Genomic DNA, 20878 nt, shown 5'->3' with positions numbered 1-20878 from the left:
GTGGGGACTCCACGGTGGTCAGGCGATCTGGATGTTGGCGTCGCGGATGATCTTGGCCCAGCGCTCCACCTCGGACTTCAGGTAGGCGCCGAACTCCGCGGGGCCGCGCGGCTGCGGCACGAAGCCCAGCTGCAGCAGCGCCTGCTTCATGGCGGGCTGCGAAACCTGGCGCACGATGGCGTCGCCGATGCGCTGCACCAGCTCGGGCGGCGTGCCCGCAGGCGCCAGCACGCCGGTGAAGTTTTCGACGATCAGGTCGGGCAGGCCAGCCTCCTTCACGGTGGGCACGTCGGGCAGGTCCGCGCTGCGTTCGCGGGTGGTGATGGCCAGCGCCCGCAAGGAGCCGTTCTTCACGTGCGAGAGCGATTCCGGGTAGTTGGAGAACACCACGTCCAGGTGGCCGCCTATCAGGTCGGTGAGGGAGGGCGCACCGCCCTTGTAGGGGATGTGCATCATCGGCACGCCGGTGAGCTTCTGGTACAGCGCCAGGGTCAGGTGCGGCGGCGTGCCGTTGCCGCTGGACCCGGCAGAAAGCGACTTCGAGCGGGCGGCCTTGGCCAGGTCGGCCATGCTCTTGATGTCGCTCTTGGCGTTGACCACCACCATGATGGGCGAAGATGCCAGGCCCGCCAGCGGCGTGAGGTCGCGCGTCAGGTCGTAGCCCGCCTTGCCGGCGAAGAGCGTGGCGTTGGCCGCATGCGACAGCGTGATCGCCAGCCAGGTGTAGCCGTCCGGGGCGGCGTGGGAAACGTGCGCCGCGCCGATGTTGGCGCTGCCGCCGGGCTTGTTTTCCACCACCACGTTCCAGCGCTCGGCGTCGCTCAGGGCTTTGCCGACCTGGCGCGCGGCCACGTCGGTCAGGCCGCCGGGCGGGAACGGCACCACATAGTTGATGGGCCGTTCGGGCCAGGCTTTCTGCGCCAACGCGCGCTGCCACGGCGCCACGGCACAGAGGCCGGCGGCGCCCAGGGCGGCAAGCAGGCGCCGGCGTTGCGCGGCGTCGGGATGGTGATCGTGTTCGCTGTTCATCTGTCTTCCTCCTTGGGGGACGCCCGGGTAGGAATGCAACCGCCTGTGCTGCCGCGGCGGATGTCGCCCGGGTCTGCTGGTGTGGTTCTGAGACGATGCTGCGGGGAAATGCTGGCGGCAGGACGGCGTGTCCGCAATCCTGCTTGCGGACACGCCGTTGCCGGGGACGACAGGCGCGGTCAGGCGCTTTCGAAGATGCGGGTCAGGACGAATTCGCGGTGGCCCAGCGCTTCGGCCGCGGTCCAGCGGCCGTTGGCGGTGGCCAGCATGCATTCCAGCAGCTTGTCGCCGGCCTGGTTCAGGTCGATGTCACGCTGCAGCAGGCCGCTGGTGTCCACGTCGATGTGTTCGGACATGGTGCGCACCGTGCGCGGATTGGCGCAGATCTTGATGACCGGCAGTATCGGGTTGCCGATGACGTTGCCCTGGCCGGTGGGGAAGAAGTGCACCGCATAACCCGAGGCTGCGCACAAGGTCACCATTTCGGCCGCGGCGGAGGACGAGTCCATGAACCACAGACCTGGGCCGTCGGGGATCTCGGCCTTGTCGATCACGCCGTCCACGCGGCATTGCTTGCCGATCTTCTGGATGTTGCCCAGCGCCTTTTCCTCGATAGTGGTCAGCCCGCCCGCGATGTTGCCCTTGGTGGGCTGGGATTCAGACAGGTCGCTGGTCTTCCAGCGGTCGATCATGGCCTGGTAGCGGTTGAACATGAACATGAAGCGTTCGCGCACAGCATCGTTGGCGCAGCGCTCGGCCACGATGTGTTCGCCGCCGGTCAGCTCCGAGGTCTCGCCGAAGACCAGCGTGGAGCCCAGCGCATACAGCTTGTCGAAGGCGTTGCCCACGGTGGGGTTGGCGCCACAGCCCGAGGTGGTGTCGGATTCGCCGCATTTGGTCGACACCCACAGGTCGGCGATGGGGCACTCGCTGCGCGTCAGCGCCGTGGCGTAGTGCACGAATTCCTTGGCGCAGCGCGAGGCGCGCATGATGGTGTCGTGGTCGCCGTGCAGTTCGATGCTGAAGCCCATGACCGGCTTGCCGGTGGCGGCGATGCCGTCCACCACGCGCTTGGTCCAGCCTTCTTCGATGCCGATCACCACCACCGCGGCAACGTTGGGATTGCAGCCGGTGCCGATCAGGGTGCGGAAGTGCAGCTCAAGGTCCTCGCCGAATTGCAGTCGGCCATAAGGGTGAGGCAGGGCCATCGTGCCCTTGATGTTGTTGGCCACGGCTTCGGCTGCGGCATTCGAAATATCGTCCACGGGCAGGACGATGACGTGGTTGCGGACGCCGACGCGGCCGTTGTCGCGGCGGTAGCCCTGGAAGGTGGTCGAGGCGGTGATGATGGACATGGCGGATTCCTGTGCGGGGTGGAGGGCTTACCAGCGCTTGGTCTTGATGTTGTGCACATGGGCGTGCTGGCCGGCCTTGATGGGCTCCACCACGCGGCCGATGTCGACGCCGTACTTGAAGACGGTGTCGCCCACGGCCATGTCCTTCATCGCCACCTTGTGGCCGATGGGTATGTCCTGCGATGCGCGCACGTGGATGATCTTGTCTTCATCCATGATCCAGGCGTTCAGTTCGGTTCCGGCGGTGACTCCTTCCACGACGGCGACCGCCACCGTGTCCTTGGCATCGTGCAATACGGCGTGAATCATTTGTCTTCCTCTCTTGGGCTTGGGGGCGCCCGGCAGGTGCGGCGGCAGGGCGCGGATCGCTACGGCCAGGAAATCTTAGGACCGTGTTTCATGCATGTCAACTAAATCATATATATGAATTGTATGACTTGAGCAGGTTCCGTCCCCGCCGCTACACTGTGGACTCCTGATTTTTGCGATGCACCCATGAACACCAGCCTGTCCTCGACCGTGCCTTTGGGCAGTCCCTTGTACGCGCAGGTCAAGCAGGCCGTGCTGGCCGCGCTGGCGCAGGGGGAATGGAAGCAGGGCGAGGCGATCCCGCCCGAGAAGCTGCTGGCGGAACGCTTCGGCGTATCCATCGGCACCTTGCGCAAGGCCATCGATGAACTGGCTGCGGAGAACATCCTGGTGCGGCATCAGGGCCGCGGCACCTTTGTGGCGGTGCACACGCGCAACCACCATTTCTTCAAGTTCTTCCGTATCGTGCGGCAGGACGGCGACAAGTCCTATCCAGCGACCGAGCTGCTGCGTTTTCGCCGCGTGCGGGCGTCGGCCATCGCGCGCGAGAAGCTGAACCTGCCCGCCGGCGCCATGGTGTTCGAGTTCCTCAACCTGTTGTCGCTCAACGGCGACGTGGTGATGATGGATGAGATCTGCCTGCCGGAATCGTGCTTTCCGGGCATGACCGAAGCGCACCTGCGCGACCGCGCCAGCACGCTATATGCGCTGTACCAGGACGTCTTCGGCGTCAACGTGATCGCCACCGACGAGCGGCTGCGCACCTGCGTGGCCGAACGCATGCAGGCGCGGGCGCTGGGCGTGGCCGAAGGCAGCCCCTTGCTGGAGATCCGCCGCGTGGCGTTTTCCTACAAGCGGCAAGCGGTGGAATGGCGCATCTCGCGCGTCAACACCGAACGCTACGAGTACCTGGGCCAGGAACCCTGGGAGGCCGGCGCCTGAGGGGCCGCCGCGCGCGCCAGGCGGGCCGGATAGGCCGTCCGCCGTTGCGGCGCGCTTCAGCAGTGCTAGAATTCCTGCCGCAGTACAAAATTTTTCGGCGCCGATTTGCCTGATCCGCTTGCGGGCGCCTTCCAATAAATCCAGCTAAAGAGGTCCGTATGACCACTCCTGCCCAAAATTTGGCCGGTGATTCGGCCAGCGGGTTCGTACCCGCAACCGTCACGACTTCCGCTTCCGCTGATCCCGGTTCGGTCGGTCTCGTTGCCCCCACCTTCATCCGTTTCGATGAGCCCCTGTCCTTGCAGAGCGGCCAGTCGCTGGCCGCCTACGAACTGGCGGTCGAGACCTACGGCACGCTCAACGCCCAGCGCAGCAACGCAGTCCTGATCTGCCACGCGCTGAACGCTTCGCACCACGTGGCGGGGCAGGCGGCCGACAATCCCAGCGACGTGGGCTGGTGGGACAACATGGTGGGGCCCGGCAAAGCGGTGGACACCAACGTCTTCTTCGTCATCGGCGTCAACAACCTGGGCTCCTGCTTCGGCTCGACCGGCCCGGCCAGCATCAATCCGGAAACCGGCAAGCCCTGGGGCGCCGCTTTTCCGGTGCTGACCGTGGAGGACTGGGTAAGGGCGCAGGCCAGGGTCGCGGACCACTTCGGCATCGAACGTTTCGCCGCCGTGATGGGCGGATCGCTGGGCGGCATGCAGGCGCTCAGCTGGGCCATCACGCTGCCGGACCGCGTGGCCAATTGCGTGGTGATCGCCAGCACGCCGCGCCTGTCGGCGCAGAACATCGGCTTTAACGAGGTGGCGCGCCGCGCCATCATCACCGATCCGGATTTCCATGGCGGCGACTATTACGCGCAGGATACCGTGCCGCGCCGCGGCTTGTCGGTGGCGCGCATGCTTGGCCACATCACCTACCTGTCCGACGACGACATGGCCGAGAAGTTCGGCCGCGCCCAGCGCGCACCGGCCGAGAACGGCGCCTACCACTATGGCTACGACGTCGAGTTCGAGGTGGAGTCGTACCTGCGCTACCAGGGTGAGAAATTCACCCGCTATTTCGACGCCAACACCTATCTGCTGATCACGCGCGCGCTGGACTATTTCGATCCCGCGCGCACCACCGGCGGCGACCTGGCGCGCGCGCTGGCCCCGGCCAAGGCCGATTTCCTGCTGGTATCGTTCTCGACCGATTGGCGTTTCCCGCCGGAGCGGTCGCGCGAAATCGTGCGCGCGCTGCTGAAGAACGCCAGCCCCGTGACCTACGCCGAGATCGACGCGCCGCATGGCCACGACGCCTTCCTGCTGGAAGACGCCCGCTACCATGCCGTGGTTCGCGGCTATTACGAACGCATCGCGCGCGAGCTCGGGCTCGGCGTTGCCGCCCAGACCGAAGGACGTTCCGCATGACTCCCGTGACTCCCCGACCCGCGCACAGCGTCCTGCGGCCCGACCTGGCGCGCATCGCCAGCTGGATCGAACCCGGCAGCCGCGTCCTGGACCTGGGCTGCGGCGACGGCGCGCTGCTGGCGCATCTGCGCGACCACCGGCAGGTGCGCGGCGCGGGCGTGGAACTGGACGACAACTGCGTCATCGCCTGCGTGCGCCGCGGCGTGGAAGTGATCCAGCAGAACCTGGAAGACGGGCTGGCGCTGTTCGACGACAAGCAGTTCGACACCGTGGTGCTGTCGCAAACGCTGCAATCCATGCACCGGACCGAGCACATCCTGCGCGAAATGGCGCGGGTGGCGCGCTACGGCGTGGTGTCGTTTCCCAACTTCGGTTACTGGCCGCACGGTTGGGCCATCCTGCGCGGCCGCATGCCGGTGACGGGGCAGATGCCCTACCAGTGGTACAACACGCCGAACATCCACCTGTGCACGCTGCGCGACTTCGAGCAGCTGGCCGGCGAACTGCGCCTCTCCATCCTTGAACGCGCCACCTTCAACGAAGGTCGCGAGGTCAAGCTGCTGCCCAGTTGGCGCAGCACCCTGGCGGTGTACCGCTTCGCGTCGCCCTGACGTTTTGGTACGTTTCCTATTTGTACGCAGGGTCGCCAAGGCCTAGAATGCCGCAAGTCTGCGGCGCCTGGCCGGCGCGCTGGCGCGTATCAGGAGACCGTTATTACCGCTGCATCCAACGTCTACACCAGCCCCCGCGTGGCCCCCTTGCTGGTCCTTGGATTTGCCAGCGGATTGCCTTTGGCCCTGACCAGCGGCACCTTGCAAGCCTGGGCCACGGTGGAAAACGTGCCGCTGCAGCAGATCGGGTTCCTGACCCTGGTGGGCAGCGCCTATACCCTCAAGTTCCTGTGGGCTCCCTTCGTGGACCGCTATGCGCCGCCCTTGTTGGGGCGCCGGCGCGGCTGGATGCTGCTGACGCAGTTGCTGCTGGCCGTGGCCATCATGGCGATGGGCGCCTTGTCGCCTTCTTCCGCCCTGCAGACGCTGGCCCTGCTGGCCGTGCTGGTGGCGTTTCTGTCGGCCACGCAGGACATCGCTTTCGACGCCTATTGCACGGACGTGCTGCGCAAGGATGAGCGCGGCGCGGGCGCGGCCATCAAGGTCATGGGCTACCGCCTGGCGATGATCGTGTCGGGCGGGCTGGCGCTGATCCTGGCGGACCAGTGGATAGGCTGGGGCAATACCTATGTGCTGATGGGCGGGCTGATGCTGCTGTGTGCGTTGGCGACCATCTGGGCCCCCGAGCCCGAGCACGTCGCCCGCCCGCCGCGCACGCTGCGCGAGGCCGTGGGCGAACCTTTGCGCGAGTTCTTCACGCGGCGCGGGGCGCTGGCGGTGCTGCTGCTGATCGTGCTGTACAAGCTGGGCGACGCGTTCGCAGGGGCCTTGTCCACCACCTTCCTGATCCGCGGCGCGGGCTTCACGCCGACGGAAGTGGGCACGGTGAACAAGGTGCTGGGACTGGCCGCCACCATCATCGGCGCGCTGGCGGGCGGATCGCTCATGTCGCGCTGGGGCCTGTACCGGTCGCTGATGGCGTTCGGGCTGCTGCAGGCGGTATCGAACCTGGCTTACTGGCTGATCGCCGTCAGCCCCAAGAGCCTCTGGCTGATGGCCGCGGGCGTGGGCATCGAGAACCTGTGCGGCGGCCTGGGCACGGCGTCTTTCGTCGGCCTGTTGATGGCGCTGTGCCGCCAGCAGTTTTCGGCGACCCAGTTTGCGCTGCTGTCGGCGCTGTCGGCGGTGGGCCGCACGTATCTGGCGGGCCCGCTCACGCCTCCTTTGGTCGAGGCGATGGGCTGGCCAGGCTTTTTCCTGCTGACGGTTGTGATCGCGCTGCCGGGGCTGGTGCTGCTGCACTTGCTGCGCGGCACGATAGAAACCATGGAGAAGCAGGGCGAGCAGGCCTAGGCTCGGAAGCCGGCGCGTGGCGCCGGGGCCATAAAAAAAAACGGCGCCGAGGCGCCGTTTTTTCATGGCCGGACGGACTTATTCGTCGCCGAGCAACCTGACGATCAGCACGTCGCTGGGCAGGGATTCCAGCAGCCGTTCGGCCACGCTGCCGATGGCGGTGCGCAGAATGCCGGTGCGGCCATGGGTGCCGGTCACGACCAGGTCGGACCGGTGGTTGAACGAGTATTCCGACAGCACGGTTTCCGGCTGGCCGCATTCCAGCACCACCTTGGGGGCGGCAACTTGGGCGAGTTCGGGCGTTTCGGCGATGAAGTCCCGGGCGCTTTGCTCGGCCCCCTTGTAGAAGCTGCGCGTGATGGCGTCATCCGGCGTGTTCTTGCCCTGGAAGGGGACGTCGTAGGAGTGGAACAAGGTCAGGTCCGCGTTCGGCACCAGTTGCAGCGCGGCGCGCAGCGCCTGGCGCGAGCCGGCGGAGAAGTCGGTGGCGACCAGCACGTCGCGGTAGGGCCGGCGCGGACGGGTCTTGACCACCAGCACGGGCTGGCGCGCCTGGCGGGCCAGCTTTTCAACCGTGGTGCCCAGCAGCAGGCGGCCCAGGGTTTCATCGCGCGCGGTGCCGGTGACGATCAGCGAGCAGCCGTAGCTGTCGGCGGTTTCCATGATGCGGACCAGCGGATCGCCGCTGACCACCACCACTTCGGTCGGCACGTCGGCGGCAGCCAGGTCCTCGGCCAGCTCGCGCTCGGCCAGCGCCTTGTGGTCCGTCGACAGGCGCCGCCACACGGGCGTGGTGAGGCGGGCCGGCGTGGCATGGGATTCCATGACATGCAGGACGATGAGCTTGGTGTTGAGTTCCTTGGCCAGCTGCAGCGCGCGGTCCAGGGCGCGGTCGCCACGCGCGCTCAGGTCGGTCGCCAATAGGATGGGGCCAGTTTGCTGTGTCATACGTTCTCTCCCGGTTGTGGCTGGACTGCCGACTCCCGCGTGCGTGCGCTCCAGCCGTTCCGCCCTCGCGGGCCTTATCCCCATTGTCCCGCGGCTGCGCGGAGGGGGACTTGATAGATATCAACGCAAAGTCGAGCGTAAGGGATGGCGGGCGCGCAGGCAATGGCCGCCCGCCGCGCCGCCGGCTTAATACAATGGGGCCAGTTCCACTCCCTGTCTGCCCATGTTCCCGGATCTGTCTCCCGTCTTGCTGCACACGCTGTATCTCGTCGCCATCGTGGCGGAAGCGATGACCGCGGCGCTCTCGGCCGGCAGGCGCGACATGGACTGGATGGGCGTCTGCATCATCGCCTGCGTGACGGCGCTGGGCGGCGGTTCGCTGCGCGATGTGCTGCTGGGGCATTACCCGCTGACCTGGGTTGTCCATCCCGAATACCTGTGGATGACGGCGGGCGCGGCGATCTTTACGGCCCTGATCGCGCCCGTCATGCGGCGCCTGCGCAGCCTGTTCCTGCTGGCGGACGCGCTGGGCCTGGTGGCCTTCACGGTCATCGGCTGCCAGGTGGCGCAGCTGATGCAGCTGCCGATCACGGTGGTGCTGATCAGCGGCATGATCACCGGCTGCGCCGGCGGGGTGCTGCGCGACGTGCTGTGCAACGAGGTGCCGCTGCTGTTCCGCAAGGAACTCTATGCCAGCGTGTCCTTCGTGACCGGCGGACTGTATCTGGGTTCGCAAGCCCTGGGCTTGTCCGCCAATGCCGCGGTGCCGATCGCGCTGGCGGCGGGCCTGGCGGTGCGCCTGCTGGCGCTGCGCTTCAATTGGCAGATGCCGAAGTTCGTGTACCGGGACGATTGGGACTGAGGGCAGGGCGGCATGGCGCTCTGCAACAATTTTCTTATTTATGTTTCAAGAAATTTCTAGTATCTTCACTAAGTCTCATACCATGCATTGCGCAGTACAAGGGGAGCCGATTGGACGTCAAAGCGCCCGCCACGATTCCGTATTTCCTGCAGGAACAGATTCGTGAATTGATCGTGGACGGCACCATCCGTCCGGGCCAGCCGCTGCGCGAACAGGAGCTGGAGCAGCGTTTCGGCACCAGCCGCAGCCCGATCCGCGAAGCGCTGCGCCTGCTGGAGTTGAGCGGCCTGGTCACCCATATCCAGCGCAAGGGCTTCAGGGTCACCCTGTACACCGAGGCCCAGATCCGCCATCTGTACCAACTGCGCGCCGAACTCGAGGCCTATTGCATCCGCCAGGCGGCGGATGCGGCCGATCTGGCGCCGCTGTTGGCCGAACTGCGTTTCCATGACGCCGCCGTCGGGGCGGCATTGGCCTCGGGCGATGGGCGCGCCGCCATTGCCTCGGCCTGCGCGTTCTATCTGGCTGCGGCCCGCAGCACGGGCAATACCCCGCTTGCTGGCATGCTCAGCAAGCTTTACGAACAGATCGAACCGCTGCGCTACCTGTTGGCCAGGCAGGCGCTGCCTTTCACCGGCATCCAGACCTGCACCAACGGCGTCATCGAAGCATTGGCCGGCCGCGACGTCGAGCGTGCCGCCAATCTGACGCGCAGTTATCTGGCGGACGTGCTGCCCAGCGTGGCGCAGGCATATCGCCAGGCCGCGCTGCAGGACGCGGAAGAACCGCAGCCGCGCTACGCTCGCGCCTGAGCCGGCCGCACCTAGCCGGCCGCGCCTGAGCCGGCCGCGCCTATCCCCTCGGCGGGGTGCGGACTTCTATGCCGGCCTGTTCCAGCGCCTTGCGGATGCCGTCGGCGAAGATCAGCGCGTTCGGCTGGTCGCCATGGATGCACAGCGTATCGGCCTGCACCGCCACGTCCTTGCCGTCGACCGAACGCACCTTGCCTTCGCGCACCATGCGCACCACCTGCGCCACCGCCTGATCCAGGTCTTCGATCATCGCGCCGGCGCGGCTGCGCGGGGTAAGCGAACCGTCGTCCTGGTAGGAGCGGTCGGCAAAGACTTCGTTGGCGGCGGCCAGGCCGATGGCCCGGGCCGCGTCGATCAGCTTGCTGCCGGCCAGTCCGTACAGGATCAGCGAGGCATCCACGTCCTTGACGGCCTGGCAGATGGCGCGAGCCAGCCCTTCGTCCTTGGCGGCCATGTTGTAGAGCGCGCCGTGCGCCTTGACGTGGTGCAGCCGCGCGCCTTGCGAGGCGGCCACGCCGGCCAAGGCGCCGATCTGGTAGACCACAATGTCGTAGGCTTCATCGGGGCTGATCTGGATGATGCGGCGTCCGAACCCGGCCAGATCCTGCAGGCTGGGGTGCGCGCCCAGCGCCACGCCGCGCGCCAGCGCGGCCGCCACGGTCTTGCGCATGGTGGCCGGGTCGCCGCCATGGAAGCCGCAGGCGATGTTGGCGGAGCTGACGAACTGCAGCACCGCTGCGTCGTTGCCCATGGTCCAGGCGCCATAGCTTTCGCCCATGTCGCAGTTCATGTCGATGCGGGTGGTCATGGCAAATTCCTTTCTAGGCCAGGAGCGCGCGCAACGGCGCCAGCGCGTCCTGCAATTGCGTGAAGGCGCGCTCGCGCTCGCCGTCCAGGCGCTGCGCCTCTTCCAGTTCGATCTGCTGGAAGCGCAGCGTCTGTCCCGGCGCGCACTGCGCCAGGACGGGCAGGTCCACCGTGGCGATCTGCGCGATCTTGGGGTACCCGCCAGTGGTCTGGCGGTCGGCCATGAGGATGATGGCCTCGCCGCCCGAAGGCACCTGCACGGTGCCGAAACAGGCGGCTTCCGACAGCATCTGGCGCGGCTGGCTCATGGTCAGTGCGGGGCCCAGCAGGCGGTAGCCCATGCGGTCGGACTGCGGGCTGATGCGGAATTCGGCGCCGCCGCCGAAGGCCTGGCGGGTGGCCTGGGTGAATTCCTCCCAGTGCAGGCCCGGCAGGAAGCGGATGAACTCGCGGCGCTTGGCGCCCAGCGCTGCGGGCAGGTAGACGCGCTGGTTCCACAGCGCTTCCTGCAAGGCATCCAGGTCGCGGCCGGCGGCCAGCGGCGCATGCAGCGGCACCTGGTCGCCCTTGGCCAGCGCGCGCCCCTGGAAGCCGCCGAAGCCGCTGCGCAGGTAGGTGCTTTCGCTGCCCATGACGCGGGGCAGCGCGAAGCCGCCGTGCACCGCGAGATAGCCGCGCACGCCCACGGCCGACCGGGCGCCGAAGGCCAGCGTGTCGCCGGCCCGCGCCACCAGCGGGCGGTGGACCGGGATGTCCTGGCCGTTGAGCGTGGCGCCGAGGTCGGCGCCGGCCAGCGCGAAACAGGCGGCCGCGTCAAAGCGCAGGGTCGGACCCGTCAGGGTCATTTCCAGCGTGGCGTGTTCGTCCTGGTTGCCAGCCAGGGCATTGGCCAGCCGGTGCGCGCGCTCGTCCATGGCGCCGGCGGCCGGGATGCCCTGGTGCTGGTAGCCCTCGCGGCCGCGGTCCTGGAAGCTGGACAGCATGCCGGGTTTGATCACGGTCACGCTCATGGCCGGGCTCCCCGGATGCGGTCGAATTCCTCGGGGCTGATGGGCACGAAGCGGACCGAGTCGCCGGGCTGCAGCAGGGCGGCGGGTTCGCGGGCCGGGTCGAACATGGTGAGCGGCGTGGCGCCGATGATGTTCCAGCCGCCGGGCAGGCGGTTCGGGTAGATCACGGTCTGCCGGTTGGCCACCGCCACGGCGCCGGACGGCACCGCGGTGCGCGGCGAGGCGCGGCGCGGGATATTCAGCTTTTCGTCGTGTACGCCCAGATAGGCGTGGCCGGGCGCGAAGCCCAGCATGAAGACCATGCTGCGGGGCTGGCTGTGCAGTGCGATGACGCCTTCGGGCGTGAGGCCGGCGGCCTCGGCCACTTCGGCCAGGTCGGGGCCGTGTTCGCCGCCGTAGCAGACCGGGATGTCGATCTCGCGTCCGCCCAGGATGTCCGCGGCGATGCCTTCGGACAACAGCTGTCCGATGCGCTCAGCCAGTTGCGGATAAGTGGGGCCGCCGCTGGCGCCGGGGCGGTAATGCACCGCCACCGCGACGAAGGAGGGCACCACGTCGGTCACGCCGGGAAGCCGCGCGTCGCGCAGCTTGCCGGCCGCGGCCAGACAGGTCCTGCCAACGTCGGCGTCGATCTGGTCGCCAAAGGAAACGATCAGGCAGCGGTCACCCTGCGGCAGGATGCGCCAGGAGGTTTCGGCCGGAGAAGGAGGTTCTGAATTTGCGTTCAACGACACGAAACCTGTAGAGACGGATTACTTGGCGAACAGCGAATCCAGGTTCTTGAACGCCTTGAATTCCAGCGCGTTGCCCGACGGATCCAGGAAGAACATGGTGGCTTGTTCGCCGACTTCACCCTTGAAGCGGATGTAGGGCTCGATGACGAATTCGGTGCCGGCGTCGGTCAGACGCTTCGCCATCGCTTCCCATTGTTCCATGGAAAGCACGGCGCCGAAATGGCGCACGGGCACATTGTGGGAATCGACGGCGCTGGTGGCCTTGTGGCCGCATTCGCCGGGCGCCAGGTGGGCGACGATCTGGTGGCCGTAGAAGTTGAAGTCGATCCATTCGGGCGAGCTGCGGCCCTCCGGACAGCCCAGTTTTTCGCCATAGAAGGCGCGGGCTTCGGCCAGGTCGCGGACTGGGAAGGCGAGGTGGAACGGCGGCAGGTTGGTTTGAGCGGTCATGGAAGGCTCCGGGTCAGGCAAAGAAAAAATGATCAATCAGATTGCGGGCCATCGCAAGCTGGGACGGCCTAGCATCGATGGGTAGTTTAGGTATTGTTTTTTTGATTGAAAAACGATATTTTTTGCTAGTTAGCATCGAAATAATTGATCGTGATCAAAGAGTTCAAGACCTTCATCGCCGTGGCGCGGGACGGCACCTTTACCGGCGCCGGCACCCGGCTGGGCCTGACCCAGTCCGCGGTCAGCGCCCAGATCAAGCGCCTGGAGGACTACCTGGGCGGACCGTTATTCGACCGCAGCGCGCGCGCCGCGGTGCTGAACGCGCATGGCCGCGAAGTGCTGCCGCAGGCGGAAGAGCTGGTCGCCATGGCCGAGCGCATGATTACCGCCGGCGGGGCGGGCCATGTCAGCGGCCTGTTGCGCATCGGTGCCATCGCGTCCGTGCAGCAGGACCTGCTGGCGCGCGCGCTGGGCGGATTCCGCGCGGTCTATCCGGACGTGCGGGTGCGCATCGTGCCCGGTGTCTCGCTGTCGCTCTTGGGACAGGTGGATGCGGGCGAGGTGGACATGGCGATACTGATCAAGCCGCCCTTCGCTTTGCCGCCAGAGCTCGGCTGGCAGCCGTTGCTGCGCGAACCGGTGATGCTGGCCATGCCCGCGTCCATGCCGGTCGCGCCCTGGCGCGAACTGCTGGCAAGCCAGCCCTTCATCCGCTACGACCGTGCGTCATTCGGCGGGCGCGTGGTGGACCTGTTCCTGAAGAAGCAGCGCATCCCGGTGCGCGAGGCTGTCGAGCTGGACGAGATCGACGCCATCGCCAACATGGTGCGGTTGGGGCTGGGCGTGGCGCTGTTGCCGCAGCTGCGGCGGCTGGACATGACGGGCTTGCGGCTGTTGCCGCTGGGGGAGGCGGCGTTCCACCGCGAGATCGGCCTGATAGGCCGGCTGCCGTTCGATGCCGGCAGCGTGCAGGAGAAGATGGCGGAATGCCTGGCGGCCGCCGCGGCGGAGCCTTGAGCCGTTTGGCGGGCGGCGCATGACGCGCCGCCCGCCATGGCGGCGGTGGTTTACAGCCGGTCGCAGCGGACCGTGATGGGGTGGCTGCGCAGCGTGGACATCACGACGTCGTTGACTTCGCCTTCCACGTCGGTGATCACGTAACCGATCTGGCCGCGGGTCTGCAGGGTTTGGCTGACGATGTTCAAACCGTGTTGCGCCATCAGGTTGTCCAGCGTGCCCAGCGCGCCCGGGGCGTTGCGGTGCACGTGCAGGATGCGGGTGCCGCCGGCGGGTTCCAGATAGGGCAGTTCGGGGAAGTTGACCGCGCCCTTGGTGGTGCCGGCCTGCAGGAAGCGCACCAGCTTCTCGGCCACTTCGCGGCCGATGTTCTCTTGCGATTCCTGCGTGCTGCCGCCGATGTGCGGCGTCAGGATCACGTTGGGCAGGCCGATCAGCGGGCTGGCCAGCGGTTCGTCCGCGCCCTTGGGTTCGGTCGGGAACACGTCCAGCGCGGCGCCGGCCAGATGGCCGGATTTCAGCGCCGCGTGCAGCGCGTCGATATCCACCACGGTGCCGCGAGAGGCGTTGATCAGGATGGCCCCACGGCGCATGCGGCCGATGGTGTCCGCGTTCATGATCTTTTCGGTGGTCTTGCCGCCCGGCACGTGCAGGGTCACCACGTCGGCCTGCTCCAGCAGCTCGTTGAGCGTGGCGGCGGGCCGGGCGTTGCCCAGCGGCAGTTTGGCTTCGACGTCGTGATAGACGACGCGCATGCCCAGGCCTTCGGCCAGCGTGCTGATCTGCGAGCCGATGTTGCCGTAGCCCACGATGCCCAGCGTCTTGCCGCGGGTCTCGAATGCGCCGGCGGCGCTTTTGTCCCAGTGGCCCAGGTGCACGCGGGCGTTCTTTTCGGGAATGCGGCGCAGCAGCAGGATGGCTTCGCCCAGCACCAGTTCGGCCACCGAGCGGGTGTTCGAGAACGGCGCGTTGAACACCGGAATGCCGCGTTGCATGGCGGCGTCCAGGTCGACCTGGTTGGTGCCGATGCAGAAGCAGCCCACGACGCGCAGGTCGGGGTTGCCGGACAGCAGGGCGGCATCCAGGTGCGTGCGAGAACGGATCCCCGCCACCTGAGCGCCGCGCAGGGCGTCGCTCAGTTGCGACGCCGGCAAGGCGGCGGCATGCGTGACGATGTCGGAGTAGCCGGCGGCTTCAAAAACAGCGCGGGCGCTCGGGTGGATGTTCTCGAACAGGACGATTTGTGCCATGACAGCCTGAGGGGTGGGTGAGGAATCCGTTTTATTGATTGTGGCCCATTTTTGCTGCAGTGCAAGGAGTAGCCATTGAGGCGGCATGGATGAATTGTTTCAGGCGCGCAAATGATTCGGGCATCGCCACAAAGAGCGATGCCCGAACAGAACCTGAAGATTCGCGTTAACGATAGGCCTGGAAGACCTTGGCGCCGCCCTGCTTGTCGACCAGCACCACGTCGTGCGGCGTCTTGCGGCCGCCGTATTCGGGGCCGTCCATGCCGGGGGAGCCCAGCGGCATGCCGGGCGCGGCCAGGCCGGCGGCGTCAGGCTTTTCGAGCAGCAGGCGGCGCACGTCGCTGGCCGGCACGTGGCCTTCGATCGCATAGCCTTCGACGGCGGCGGTGTGGCACGAACCGTAGTTGGCCATGCCGGCGTTGCGGCGGATGGGGCCGGTGTCCTGGACGTCATGGGTGGTGACGGCGAAGCCGTTGTCGCGCATGTGCTTGACCCAGTCTTCACAGCAGCCGCAGGTGGGGGTCTTCCAGACCTCGACCTTGACGGGCGTCTGGGCGGTGGCGAATACGGGCGCGCACAGGGCTGCGGCAAGGGCCAGGCGGCGCGTGAGGCGGGTAAGGTTCATGATGCTCCGTTGCGGGACGATGTGGTTGCAAGCGTACTGTAGAAGAACGGGAGTGACCCCATTCTGTCCCGCACATTACGATTCTGTAATGTTGGCCGGAGACGTGTGGCCGTCCGGCGCGCGCAGTGTGATGCCGACCACGGTGCCGTGCGCGCCCGAAGCCGCATCGACCTCGCCGCCATGCATGCGCGCGATGGCGCGCACGATGGCCAGGCCCAGGCCATGGCCCTCGCTGCGCGGCGCGCGCGCCTGGCTGGAGCGGAAGAATCGGTCGAAGATGCGGGGCAGGTCGGCCGACGGGATGGGGGGGCCGGGGTTGCGTACTTCCACCCGCGCGCCGGTGGGTGAAACCGAGCAGGTCAGCACGATTTCGCCGCCCCGAGGCGTGGCCTTGATGGCGTTGGAAATCAGGTTGGCCAGCGCGCGCCGCACCAATCCGGCGTTGGCGGCCACGGTGGCGTCGCCCAGGCAGCGCAGATGCACGCCGCTTTCTTCCAGCGTGGCTTCGTAGTATTCAGCCACGCGCCGCGCTTCGGCGGCCAGCGACACCGGCGCCAGGTCCGCGGCCCGTTCGCCGCGGTCGGCGCGCGCCAGGAACAGCATGTCGTTGACCAGGGTCTTCAGGTCTTCCAGTTCTTCGAGATTGGATTCCAGCGCGTCGCGCAGTTCGGCCGCGTCGCGCGGCGACGACAGCATGACCTGCGTGCCGTTGATCAGCGTGGCCAGCGGCGTGCGCAGCTCGTGCGCCACGTCGGCGTTGAAGCCTTCCATTTGCTGGTACGCGGCCTGCAGGCGCTCCAGCGTGCGGTTGAAGGAGCGGACCAAGTCATGCAGTTCGCGGTCCGTGTCCTCCAGCGGCAGGCGCCGCGCCAGGTTGTCGGGCTGGATGCTGGCGGCCTGTTCGGACAGCCTGCGCGCCGGCGCCATGCTGCGCCTGACCGCCCAGGCCGCCAACACCACGGTCGCGCCCACCCACAGCGCGCAGATCAGCACCAGCGCGGTGCCGTAGGCATACAGGAACTGCGAGCTGGTGCGCGTGCTGACCGCCACGGTCAGTTGCGCGCCGGGCAGGATGCGGTCATTCATGGCGACCCGCAGGCCGCGCATGCGGCCGCCGTCGGCGGTCTGCAGCACGACCTGCCTGCCGTCGCCGGTCGCCAGCGTTTCGGGAGCGGGGCCGCCGTACACGGAATGGCCGTGCGCATCGACGATCCAGATGCCCAGCTGGCCCTCGCCCGCGCGCATGTCGTCGAAGGTGGCGGCCAGGTCCTTCAGGCCGCGGGCGTTGTTCTGCATGTCGATCAGGTGATCGATCAATTCCAGCTTGCCGCTGACTTCGGTGATCTCCTGGCGTTCCACTTCGCGCTTGAGGGCCCAGAACAGCGTGGCCCCCGCCAGGCTGGACACCAGCAAGGCGATGGCGCCCAGCAGCAGCGTCAGCCGCGCCTGCATGGAACGCATGCGCAGCGGCTTCATGCGGGGCGGCTATCCGCGGGGCGCGATTCCAGCACGTAGCCCATGCCGCGCACGGTATGCAGCAACTTGGTGTCGTAGGGGTCGTCCAGCTTGCTGCGCAGCCGCCGCACCGCCACGTCGATGACGTTGGTGTCGCTGTCGAAATTCATGTCCCAGACCTGTTCGGCCAGGGTGGTGCGCGACAGTACCTGGCCCTGGCGGCGCAGCAGCAGGGCCAGCAGATTGAATTCCTTGGCGGTCAGGTCCAGGCGGCGGCCGCCGCGCTGGGCGCGGCGGCGGGCCAGATCCAGTTCCAGGTCGGCCAGGCGCAGCAGGGTGGGTTCTTGCGAACGTCCGCGGCGCAGCAGCGCTTGCACCCGCGCCAGCAGTTCAGAAAAGGCGAAAGGCTTGACCAGGTAGTCGTCGGCGCCGCCTTCCAGTCCGCGCACGCGGTCCTCGACGGCGTCGCGCGCGGTCAGCATCAGGATGGGCGTGTCCTTCTGTTCGCGCACAGCGGCCAGCACGCCGAAGCCATCCACGCCCGGCAGCATCACGTCCAGCACGATCAGGTCGTAGACGCCTTCCAGCGCCAGATGCAGGCCGTCCACGCCGTCGCGCGCCAGGTCCACGACGTGGCTTTGCTCCGACAATCCCTTCTTGAGGTAGTCGGCCAGTTTGGGTTCGTCTTCGATGACCAGGATGCGCATGGCAGGAAATTTACCATTCGCGCGGCGCCTGGGCCCGCGCATGGCGGAAGCCGCCTTGCGCAGGCTCAGGCCGGGCTGTCGATGGCGATGCGGTCGGGCGGAAAGCGCAGGGCGAACACGCTGCCCTTGCCGGGTTCGCTGGTGATCAGCAGTTCGGCGTCATGGCGCATGGCGATGTGCTTGGTGATTGCCAGCCCCAGGCCGGTGCCGCCCACCGCGCGCGAGCGGCCGCGGTCCACGCGGTAAAAGCGCTCGGTCAGGCGGGGCAGGTGGCGCGCGGGGATGCCGATGCCGGTGTCCTGCACGCTATAGCGCGCGCCGCCGTCTTCCTCGCGCGCCCAGCGCACGGTGATGGTGCCGCCGTCGGGCGTGTAGCGCACCGCGTTGGTCAGCAGGTTGGACAGGGCCGAGGTCAGCTCGGTTTCGGCGCCCAGCACGTCCAGCGATTCGTCGATATGCCATTCCAGCACGTGGCGGCCGCCCGACAGGGCCTCGATCTGCTGGCGCGCCTTCTGCAGCAGCGCGCCCATGTTGACCGCGCGCGGGTCGCTGCCCGGCGAGGATTCCAGCGTGGACAGGGTCAGCAGGTCTTCGACGATGGCCTGCATGCGCTGGGCCTGTTCATGCATCATGTCGATGTACTGCTCGCGTTGTTCGGCGGGCAGGGCGTCGGCGGGCATGTCGCGCAGCGTTTCCAGAAAGCCCGCCAGCACCGTCAGCGGCGTGCGCAGCTCGTGCGAGACGTTGGCGACGAAGTCGCGGCGCGTGGTTTCCAGGCGTTCGATCTGGGTGACGTCGCGCGTGATCAGCAGGCGCTGGTTGCTGGCGTAGGCCGTCAACTGCATCATCATCAGCCGTTCCTGGCCTTGCTGGCCCAGGCGCACCAGGATGGGTTCGGGCCAGGACGGGCGGTGCGCGTATTCGACGAATTCCGGCGCGCGCAGCAGGTTCAACAGGTTATGGCCGCGGTCGGCCGGCAGGCGCAGGCCCAGGTGCTGGCGCGCCATGCGGTTGCACCAGTCGATCTGGAAATCCTCATTCAGGGTCACCGCGCCGTCCGGCAGCGCTTGCGCCGCGGCCAGCATGCCCTGCATGGTGTTCTGGGTTTCGTTCAGTTCGCGGGCCCGGGCGCGGGTGTAGCGGTACAAGGGGGCGAGGATATCGTCCCAGGGGCCGACCGAAGCGGGCGGCGAGGTATCGGGATGGTTGGCCCAGTGGGACACCAGGTGCAGGCGCCAGCTGCGCCAGAGCAGCATGGCGGCCAGCGCGAAGGAGAAAAGTATCCAGCCCGCCGGGTCTCCTATGAGCCATTGGGCCAGCAATGCGGCAACCGCCCACAGGGCGACCAGGAAAAGAGTGCGCAGCCAGATCATCGTGCGGGAGTTTTACCGCGTCGGGAGCTGGGCAGTAAACCGGTAGCCGCTGCCGCGGACCGTTTCCACGTGCGCGTCGTGGCCGCTGGGTTCCAGCGCCTTGCGCAGGCGGCGGATGTGCACGTCGACCGTGCGTTCTTCGACGAAGACGTGGTCGCCCCAGACCTGATCCAGCAGCTGCGAGCGCGAGAACACGCGTTCGGGGTGCGTCATGAAGAAATGCAGCAGGCGGAATTCGGTGGGGCCGATCTGCAGCGACTGGCTGTTGCCCGACAGGCGATGCGTCACCGGATCCAGCTTCAGGCCGCCCACGTCGATCACGTCGTCGGTCAGCTGGGGCGCGCGGCGGCGCAGCACGGCCTTGATGCGCGCCATCAGCTCCTTGGGCGAGAAGGGCTTGGTAATGTAGTCGTCGGCGCCGGCTTCCAGGCCGTCCACCTTGTCTTGTTCGGAACCCTTGGCGGTCAGCATGATGACCGGGACGGCGCGGGTGCGCTCGTCGTTGCGCAGCTTGCGCGCCATGGCCAGGCCGGAGGTGCCGGGCAGCATCCAGTCCAGCAGGATCAGGTCGGGAAGCTCGGCGCGGATCAGGGTCTGGGCCTGGTCGGCGTCGAAGGCGCGCAGCACCTTGTGTCCGGCGAAGGACAGGTTGACGGCGATCAGTTCCTGGATGGCGGGTTCGTCTTCGACGACGAGGATGGTGCTGGACATGGCGGATTGGGCACACTTCTGAGCGCCGGCGCGGCGCGAACATTGCGATAGTATGGCCGCAATATTTCAGGTATGTGACCGCCGGGCGTCATCGTCTGCGTTCGCCGGCCGCCCGCGGGAGCCCGATAGGCTACCATTGAACGATATATCGGGAATTCACCATGCAAAACCCCTCCGAATCGCAACATTCCGCGGATTCCGCCTCGCAATCGACCCATTTCGGCTTCCAGACGGTGCCGGAAGGCGAAAAGGCCCGCAAAGTCGCCGAAGTCTTCCACTCGGTCGCCCAGCGCTACGACGTCATGAACGATTTCATGTCGGCCGGGCTGCACCGCGTCTGGAAGGCGTTCACCATCGGCCGCGCCGCCATCCGTCCCGGCATGAAGGTGCTGGACATCGCCGGCGGCACGGGCGACCTGGCCAAAGCGTTCGCCAAGCGCGCCGGTCCTACCGGCGAGGTCTGGCTCACGGACATCAACGATTCCATGCTGCGCGTGGGCCGCGACCGCCTGACCGATGCCGGCCTGCTGGTGCCCACCGCCGTGTGCGACGCCGAGCGCCTGCCGTTCCCCACCGGCTATTTCGACCGCGTCAGCGTGGCTTTCGGCCTGCGCAATATGACCCACAAGGACCGCGCCCTGGCTGAAATGACCCGGGTGCTGAAGCCGGGCGGCAAGCTGCTGGTGCTGGAATTCTCGCGCGTGGCCAAGCCGCTGGCCCCCGCCTACGACTGGTATTCCTTCAATGTGCTGCCCTGGCTGGGCAAGAAGGTCGCCAAGGACGAAGCCAGCTACCGCTACCTGGCCGAATCCATCCGCATGCACCCCGACCAGGAAACCCTGGCGGACATGCTGCGCACGGCCGGACTGGAACGGGTGCAGTACTTCAACCTGACCGCCGGCATCGCCGCTCTGCACGAAGGCGTCAAGCTGGGCTGATCCGCGCCGGCCATCCGGATTTTTCGCCGCCCTGCGGGAACTTGTGGGGCGGCGTCTTGTCCGTTATTCTTACGGTATTCAGATTAATGTAAGAAAAGTCGCGACGAAGGTCCCGCGGTCCGTGGGACTTCCTGCTGCTCGGGGCGGCAGGGGCGCGAGTAC

Annotated in this window: 22 protein-coding genes and 1 riboswitch; of the genes, 8 read left to right on the top strand and 14 right to left on the bottom strand. The window is 67.2% G+C overall.

Going from position 1 to position 20878, the window contains the following annotated elements:
• Positions 1 to 18: 18 nt before the first annotated feature.
• The 3 genes from N5C88_RS09685 to N5C88_RS09675 form a co-directional block, all read right to left on the bottom strand.
• On the bottom strand, positions 19 to 1029 hold the full coding sequence (locus N5C88_RS09685) for a tripartite tricarboxylate transporter substrate binding protein (RefSeq protein ID WP_059377449.1): 1011 nt from the start codon (positions 1027 to 1029) through the stop codon (positions 19 to 21).
• Positions 1030 to 1208: 179 nt separating this feature from the next.
• Positions 1209 to 2384, bottom strand: coding sequence for a UxaA family hydrolase (locus tag N5C88_RS09680; RefSeq protein ID WP_059377451.1), 1176 nt, complete (start codon positions 2382 to 2384; stop codon positions 1209 to 1211).
• 27 nt (positions 2385 to 2411) lie between these two features.
• Positions 2412 to 2693, bottom strand: coding sequence for a UxaA family hydrolase (locus N5C88_RS09675; RefSeq protein WP_042795507.1), 282 nt, complete (start codon positions 2691 to 2693; stop codon positions 2412 to 2414).
• Between the two features lie 186 nt (positions 2694 to 2879).
• On the opposite strand from N5C88_RS09675, the gene N5C88_RS09670 reads away from it, so the two are divergent.
• The 4 genes from N5C88_RS09670 to N5C88_RS09655 all read left to right on the top strand — a co-directional run bounded on the left by N5C88_RS09670 (position 2880) and on the right by N5C88_RS09655 (position 7017).
• A complete protein-coding gene (locus tag N5C88_RS09670; protein WP_059377452.1) occupies positions 2880 to 3635 on the top strand; it encodes a GntR family transcriptional regulator in 756 nt (251 codons plus the stop codon).
• Between the two features lie 87 nt (positions 3636 to 3722).
• A riboswitch (SAM riboswitch) is annotated at positions 3723 to 3804 on the top strand.
• Entirely contained in the window at positions 3794 to 5053 is a 1260-nt protein-coding gene (locus N5C88_RS09665; protein ID WP_181953334.1) for a homoserine O-acetyltransferase, read from the top strand. It overlaps the preceding riboswitch by 11 nt.
• Positions 5050 to 5664, top strand: a complete 615-nt coding sequence (gene metW / locus N5C88_RS09660) for a methionine biosynthesis protein MetW (protein WP_054455023.1) — start codon at positions 5050 to 5052, stop codon at positions 5662 to 5664. The genes N5C88_RS09665 and metW overlap by 4 nt, the downstream gene beginning before the upstream one ends.
• Positions 5665 to 5766: 102 nt before the next feature.
• Positions 5767 to 7017 (top strand): muropeptide transporter, encoded by a 1251-nt coding sequence (locus tag N5C88_RS09655; RefSeq protein ID WP_280015276.1) that lies wholly within the window; start codon positions 5767 to 5769, stop codon positions 7015 to 7017.
• Between the two features lie 78 nt (positions 7018 to 7095).
• Here N5C88_RS09655 and N5C88_RS09650 read toward each other — a convergent pair whose 3' ends face one another.
• The gene (locus N5C88_RS09650) at positions 7096 to 7965 is read right to left on the bottom strand and encodes a universal stress protein (protein ID WP_059377457.1); all 870 of its coding nucleotides are present in this window, start codon (positions 7963 to 7965) and stop codon (positions 7096 to 7098) included.
• 223 nt (positions 7966 to 8188) lie between these two features.
• Here N5C88_RS09650 and N5C88_RS09645 point away from each other — a divergent pair, with 223 nt between their 5' ends.
• Together N5C88_RS09645 and N5C88_RS09640 are read left to right on the top strand one after the other, a co-directional pair.
• Positions 8189 to 8827 carry a trimeric intracellular cation channel family protein gene (locus N5C88_RS09645; RefSeq protein WP_059377459.1) on the top strand — a complete coding sequence of 213 codons (639 nt, stop codon included), beginning with the start codon at positions 8189 to 8191 and terminating at the stop codon, positions 8825 to 8827.
• Between the two features lie 110 nt (positions 8828 to 8937).
• A complete protein-coding gene (locus N5C88_RS09640; protein ID WP_059377461.1) occupies positions 8938 to 9639 on the top strand; it encodes a GntR family transcriptional regulator in 702 nt (233 codons plus the stop codon).
• Between the two features lie 40 nt (positions 9640 to 9679).
• On the opposite strand, the gene N5C88_RS09635 is transcribed toward N5C88_RS09640, so the two are convergent.
• Genes N5C88_RS09635 through N5C88_RS09620 form a run of 4 tightly spaced genes read right to left on the bottom strand, consistent with a single transcriptional unit; the run spans position 9680 to position 12640 of the window.
• Positions 9680 to 10447 carry a 5-oxoprolinase subunit PxpA gene (locus tag N5C88_RS09635; protein WP_059377463.1) on the bottom strand — a complete coding sequence of 256 codons (768 nt, stop codon included), beginning with the start codon at positions 10445 to 10447 and terminating at the stop codon, positions 9680 to 9682.
• Positions 10448 to 10460: 13 nt separating this feature from the next.
• Positions 10461 to 11456 (bottom strand): biotin-dependent carboxyltransferase family protein, encoded by a 996-nt coding sequence (locus tag N5C88_RS09630; RefSeq protein WP_251878743.1) that lies wholly within the window; start codon positions 11454 to 11456, stop codon positions 10461 to 10463.
• Positions 11453 to 12184, bottom strand: coding sequence for a 5-oxoprolinase subunit PxpB (pxpB, locus tag N5C88_RS09625; RefSeq protein ID WP_280015238.1), 732 nt, complete (start codon positions 12182 to 12184; stop codon positions 11453 to 11455). Before pxpB ends, N5C88_RS09630 begins: the two co-directional genes overlap by 4 nt.
• A gap of 24 nt (positions 12185 to 12208) precedes the next feature.
• A complete protein-coding gene (locus N5C88_RS09620) occupies positions 12209 to 12640 on the bottom strand; it encodes a VOC family protein (protein WP_054455008.1) in 432 nt (143 codons plus the stop codon).
• A gap of 150 nt (positions 12641 to 12790) precedes the next feature.
• On the opposite strand from N5C88_RS09620, the gene N5C88_RS09615 reads away from it, so the two are divergent.
• On the top strand, positions 12791 to 13657 hold the full coding sequence (locus N5C88_RS09615; RefSeq protein WP_059377665.1) for a LysR family transcriptional regulator: 867 nt from the start codon (positions 12791 to 12793) through the stop codon (positions 13655 to 13657).
• Between the two features lie 50 nt (positions 13658 to 13707).
• Here N5C88_RS09615 and serA read toward each other — a convergent pair whose 3' ends face one another.
• The 6 genes from serA to phoB form a co-directional block, all read right to left on the bottom strand.
• Positions 13708 to 14907: a phosphoglycerate dehydrogenase gene (serA, locus tag N5C88_RS09610; protein WP_118933464.1), complete on the bottom strand. Its 1200-nt coding sequence runs from the start codon at positions 14905 to 14907 to the stop codon at positions 13708 to 13710.
• 166 nt (positions 14908 to 15073) lie between these two features.
• Positions 15074 to 15532 (bottom strand): DUF411 domain-containing protein, encoded by a 459-nt coding sequence (locus N5C88_RS09605; protein WP_059377471.1) that lies wholly within the window; start codon positions 15530 to 15532, stop codon positions 15074 to 15076.
• Positions 15533 to 15607: 75 nt separating this feature from the next.
• Positions 15608 to 17008, bottom strand: coding sequence for a heavy metal sensor histidine kinase (locus tag N5C88_RS09600; RefSeq protein WP_118933465.1), 1401 nt, complete (start codon positions 17006 to 17008; stop codon positions 15608 to 15610).
• Positions 17005 to 17694: a heavy metal response regulator transcription factor gene (locus tag N5C88_RS09595; protein WP_054454998.1), complete on the bottom strand. Its 690-nt coding sequence runs from the start codon at positions 17692 to 17694 to the stop codon at positions 17005 to 17007. The genes N5C88_RS09600 and N5C88_RS09595 overlap by 4 nt, the downstream gene beginning before the upstream one ends.
• 65 nt (positions 17695 to 17759) lie before the next feature.
• A complete protein-coding gene (phoR, locus tag N5C88_RS09590) occupies positions 17760 to 19067 on the bottom strand; it encodes a phosphate regulon sensor histidine kinase PhoR (protein ID WP_118933466.1) in 1308 nt (435 codons plus the stop codon).
• A gap of 12 nt (positions 19068 to 19079) precedes the next feature.
• Positions 19080 to 19778, bottom strand: coding sequence for a phosphate regulon transcriptional regulator PhoB (gene phoB, locus N5C88_RS09585; protein WP_006227196.1), 699 nt, complete (start codon positions 19776 to 19778; stop codon positions 19080 to 19082).
• A 161-nt stretch (positions 19779 to 19939) separates the two neighbouring features.
• On the opposite strand from phoB, the gene ubiE reads away from it, so the two are divergent.
• Positions 19940 to 20716: a bifunctional demethylmenaquinone methyltransferase/2-methoxy-6-polyprenyl-1,4-benzoquinol methylase UbiE gene (ubiE, locus tag N5C88_RS09580; protein ID WP_059377478.1), complete on the top strand. Its 777-nt coding sequence runs from the start codon at positions 19940 to 19942 to the stop codon at positions 20714 to 20716.
• Positions 20717 to 20878 lie beyond the last annotated feature (162 nt).

Origin of the sequence: Achromobacter sp. GD03932 (assembly GCF_029839485.1) — a bacterium.
Lineage (GTDB): Bacteria > Pseudomonadota > Gammaproteobacteria > Burkholderiales > Burkholderiaceae_B > Achromobacter > Achromobacter bronchisepticus_A.
Note: the sequence above shows the minus strand (reverse complement) of the source record. Positions and strands in the feature narration are given on the sequence as shown.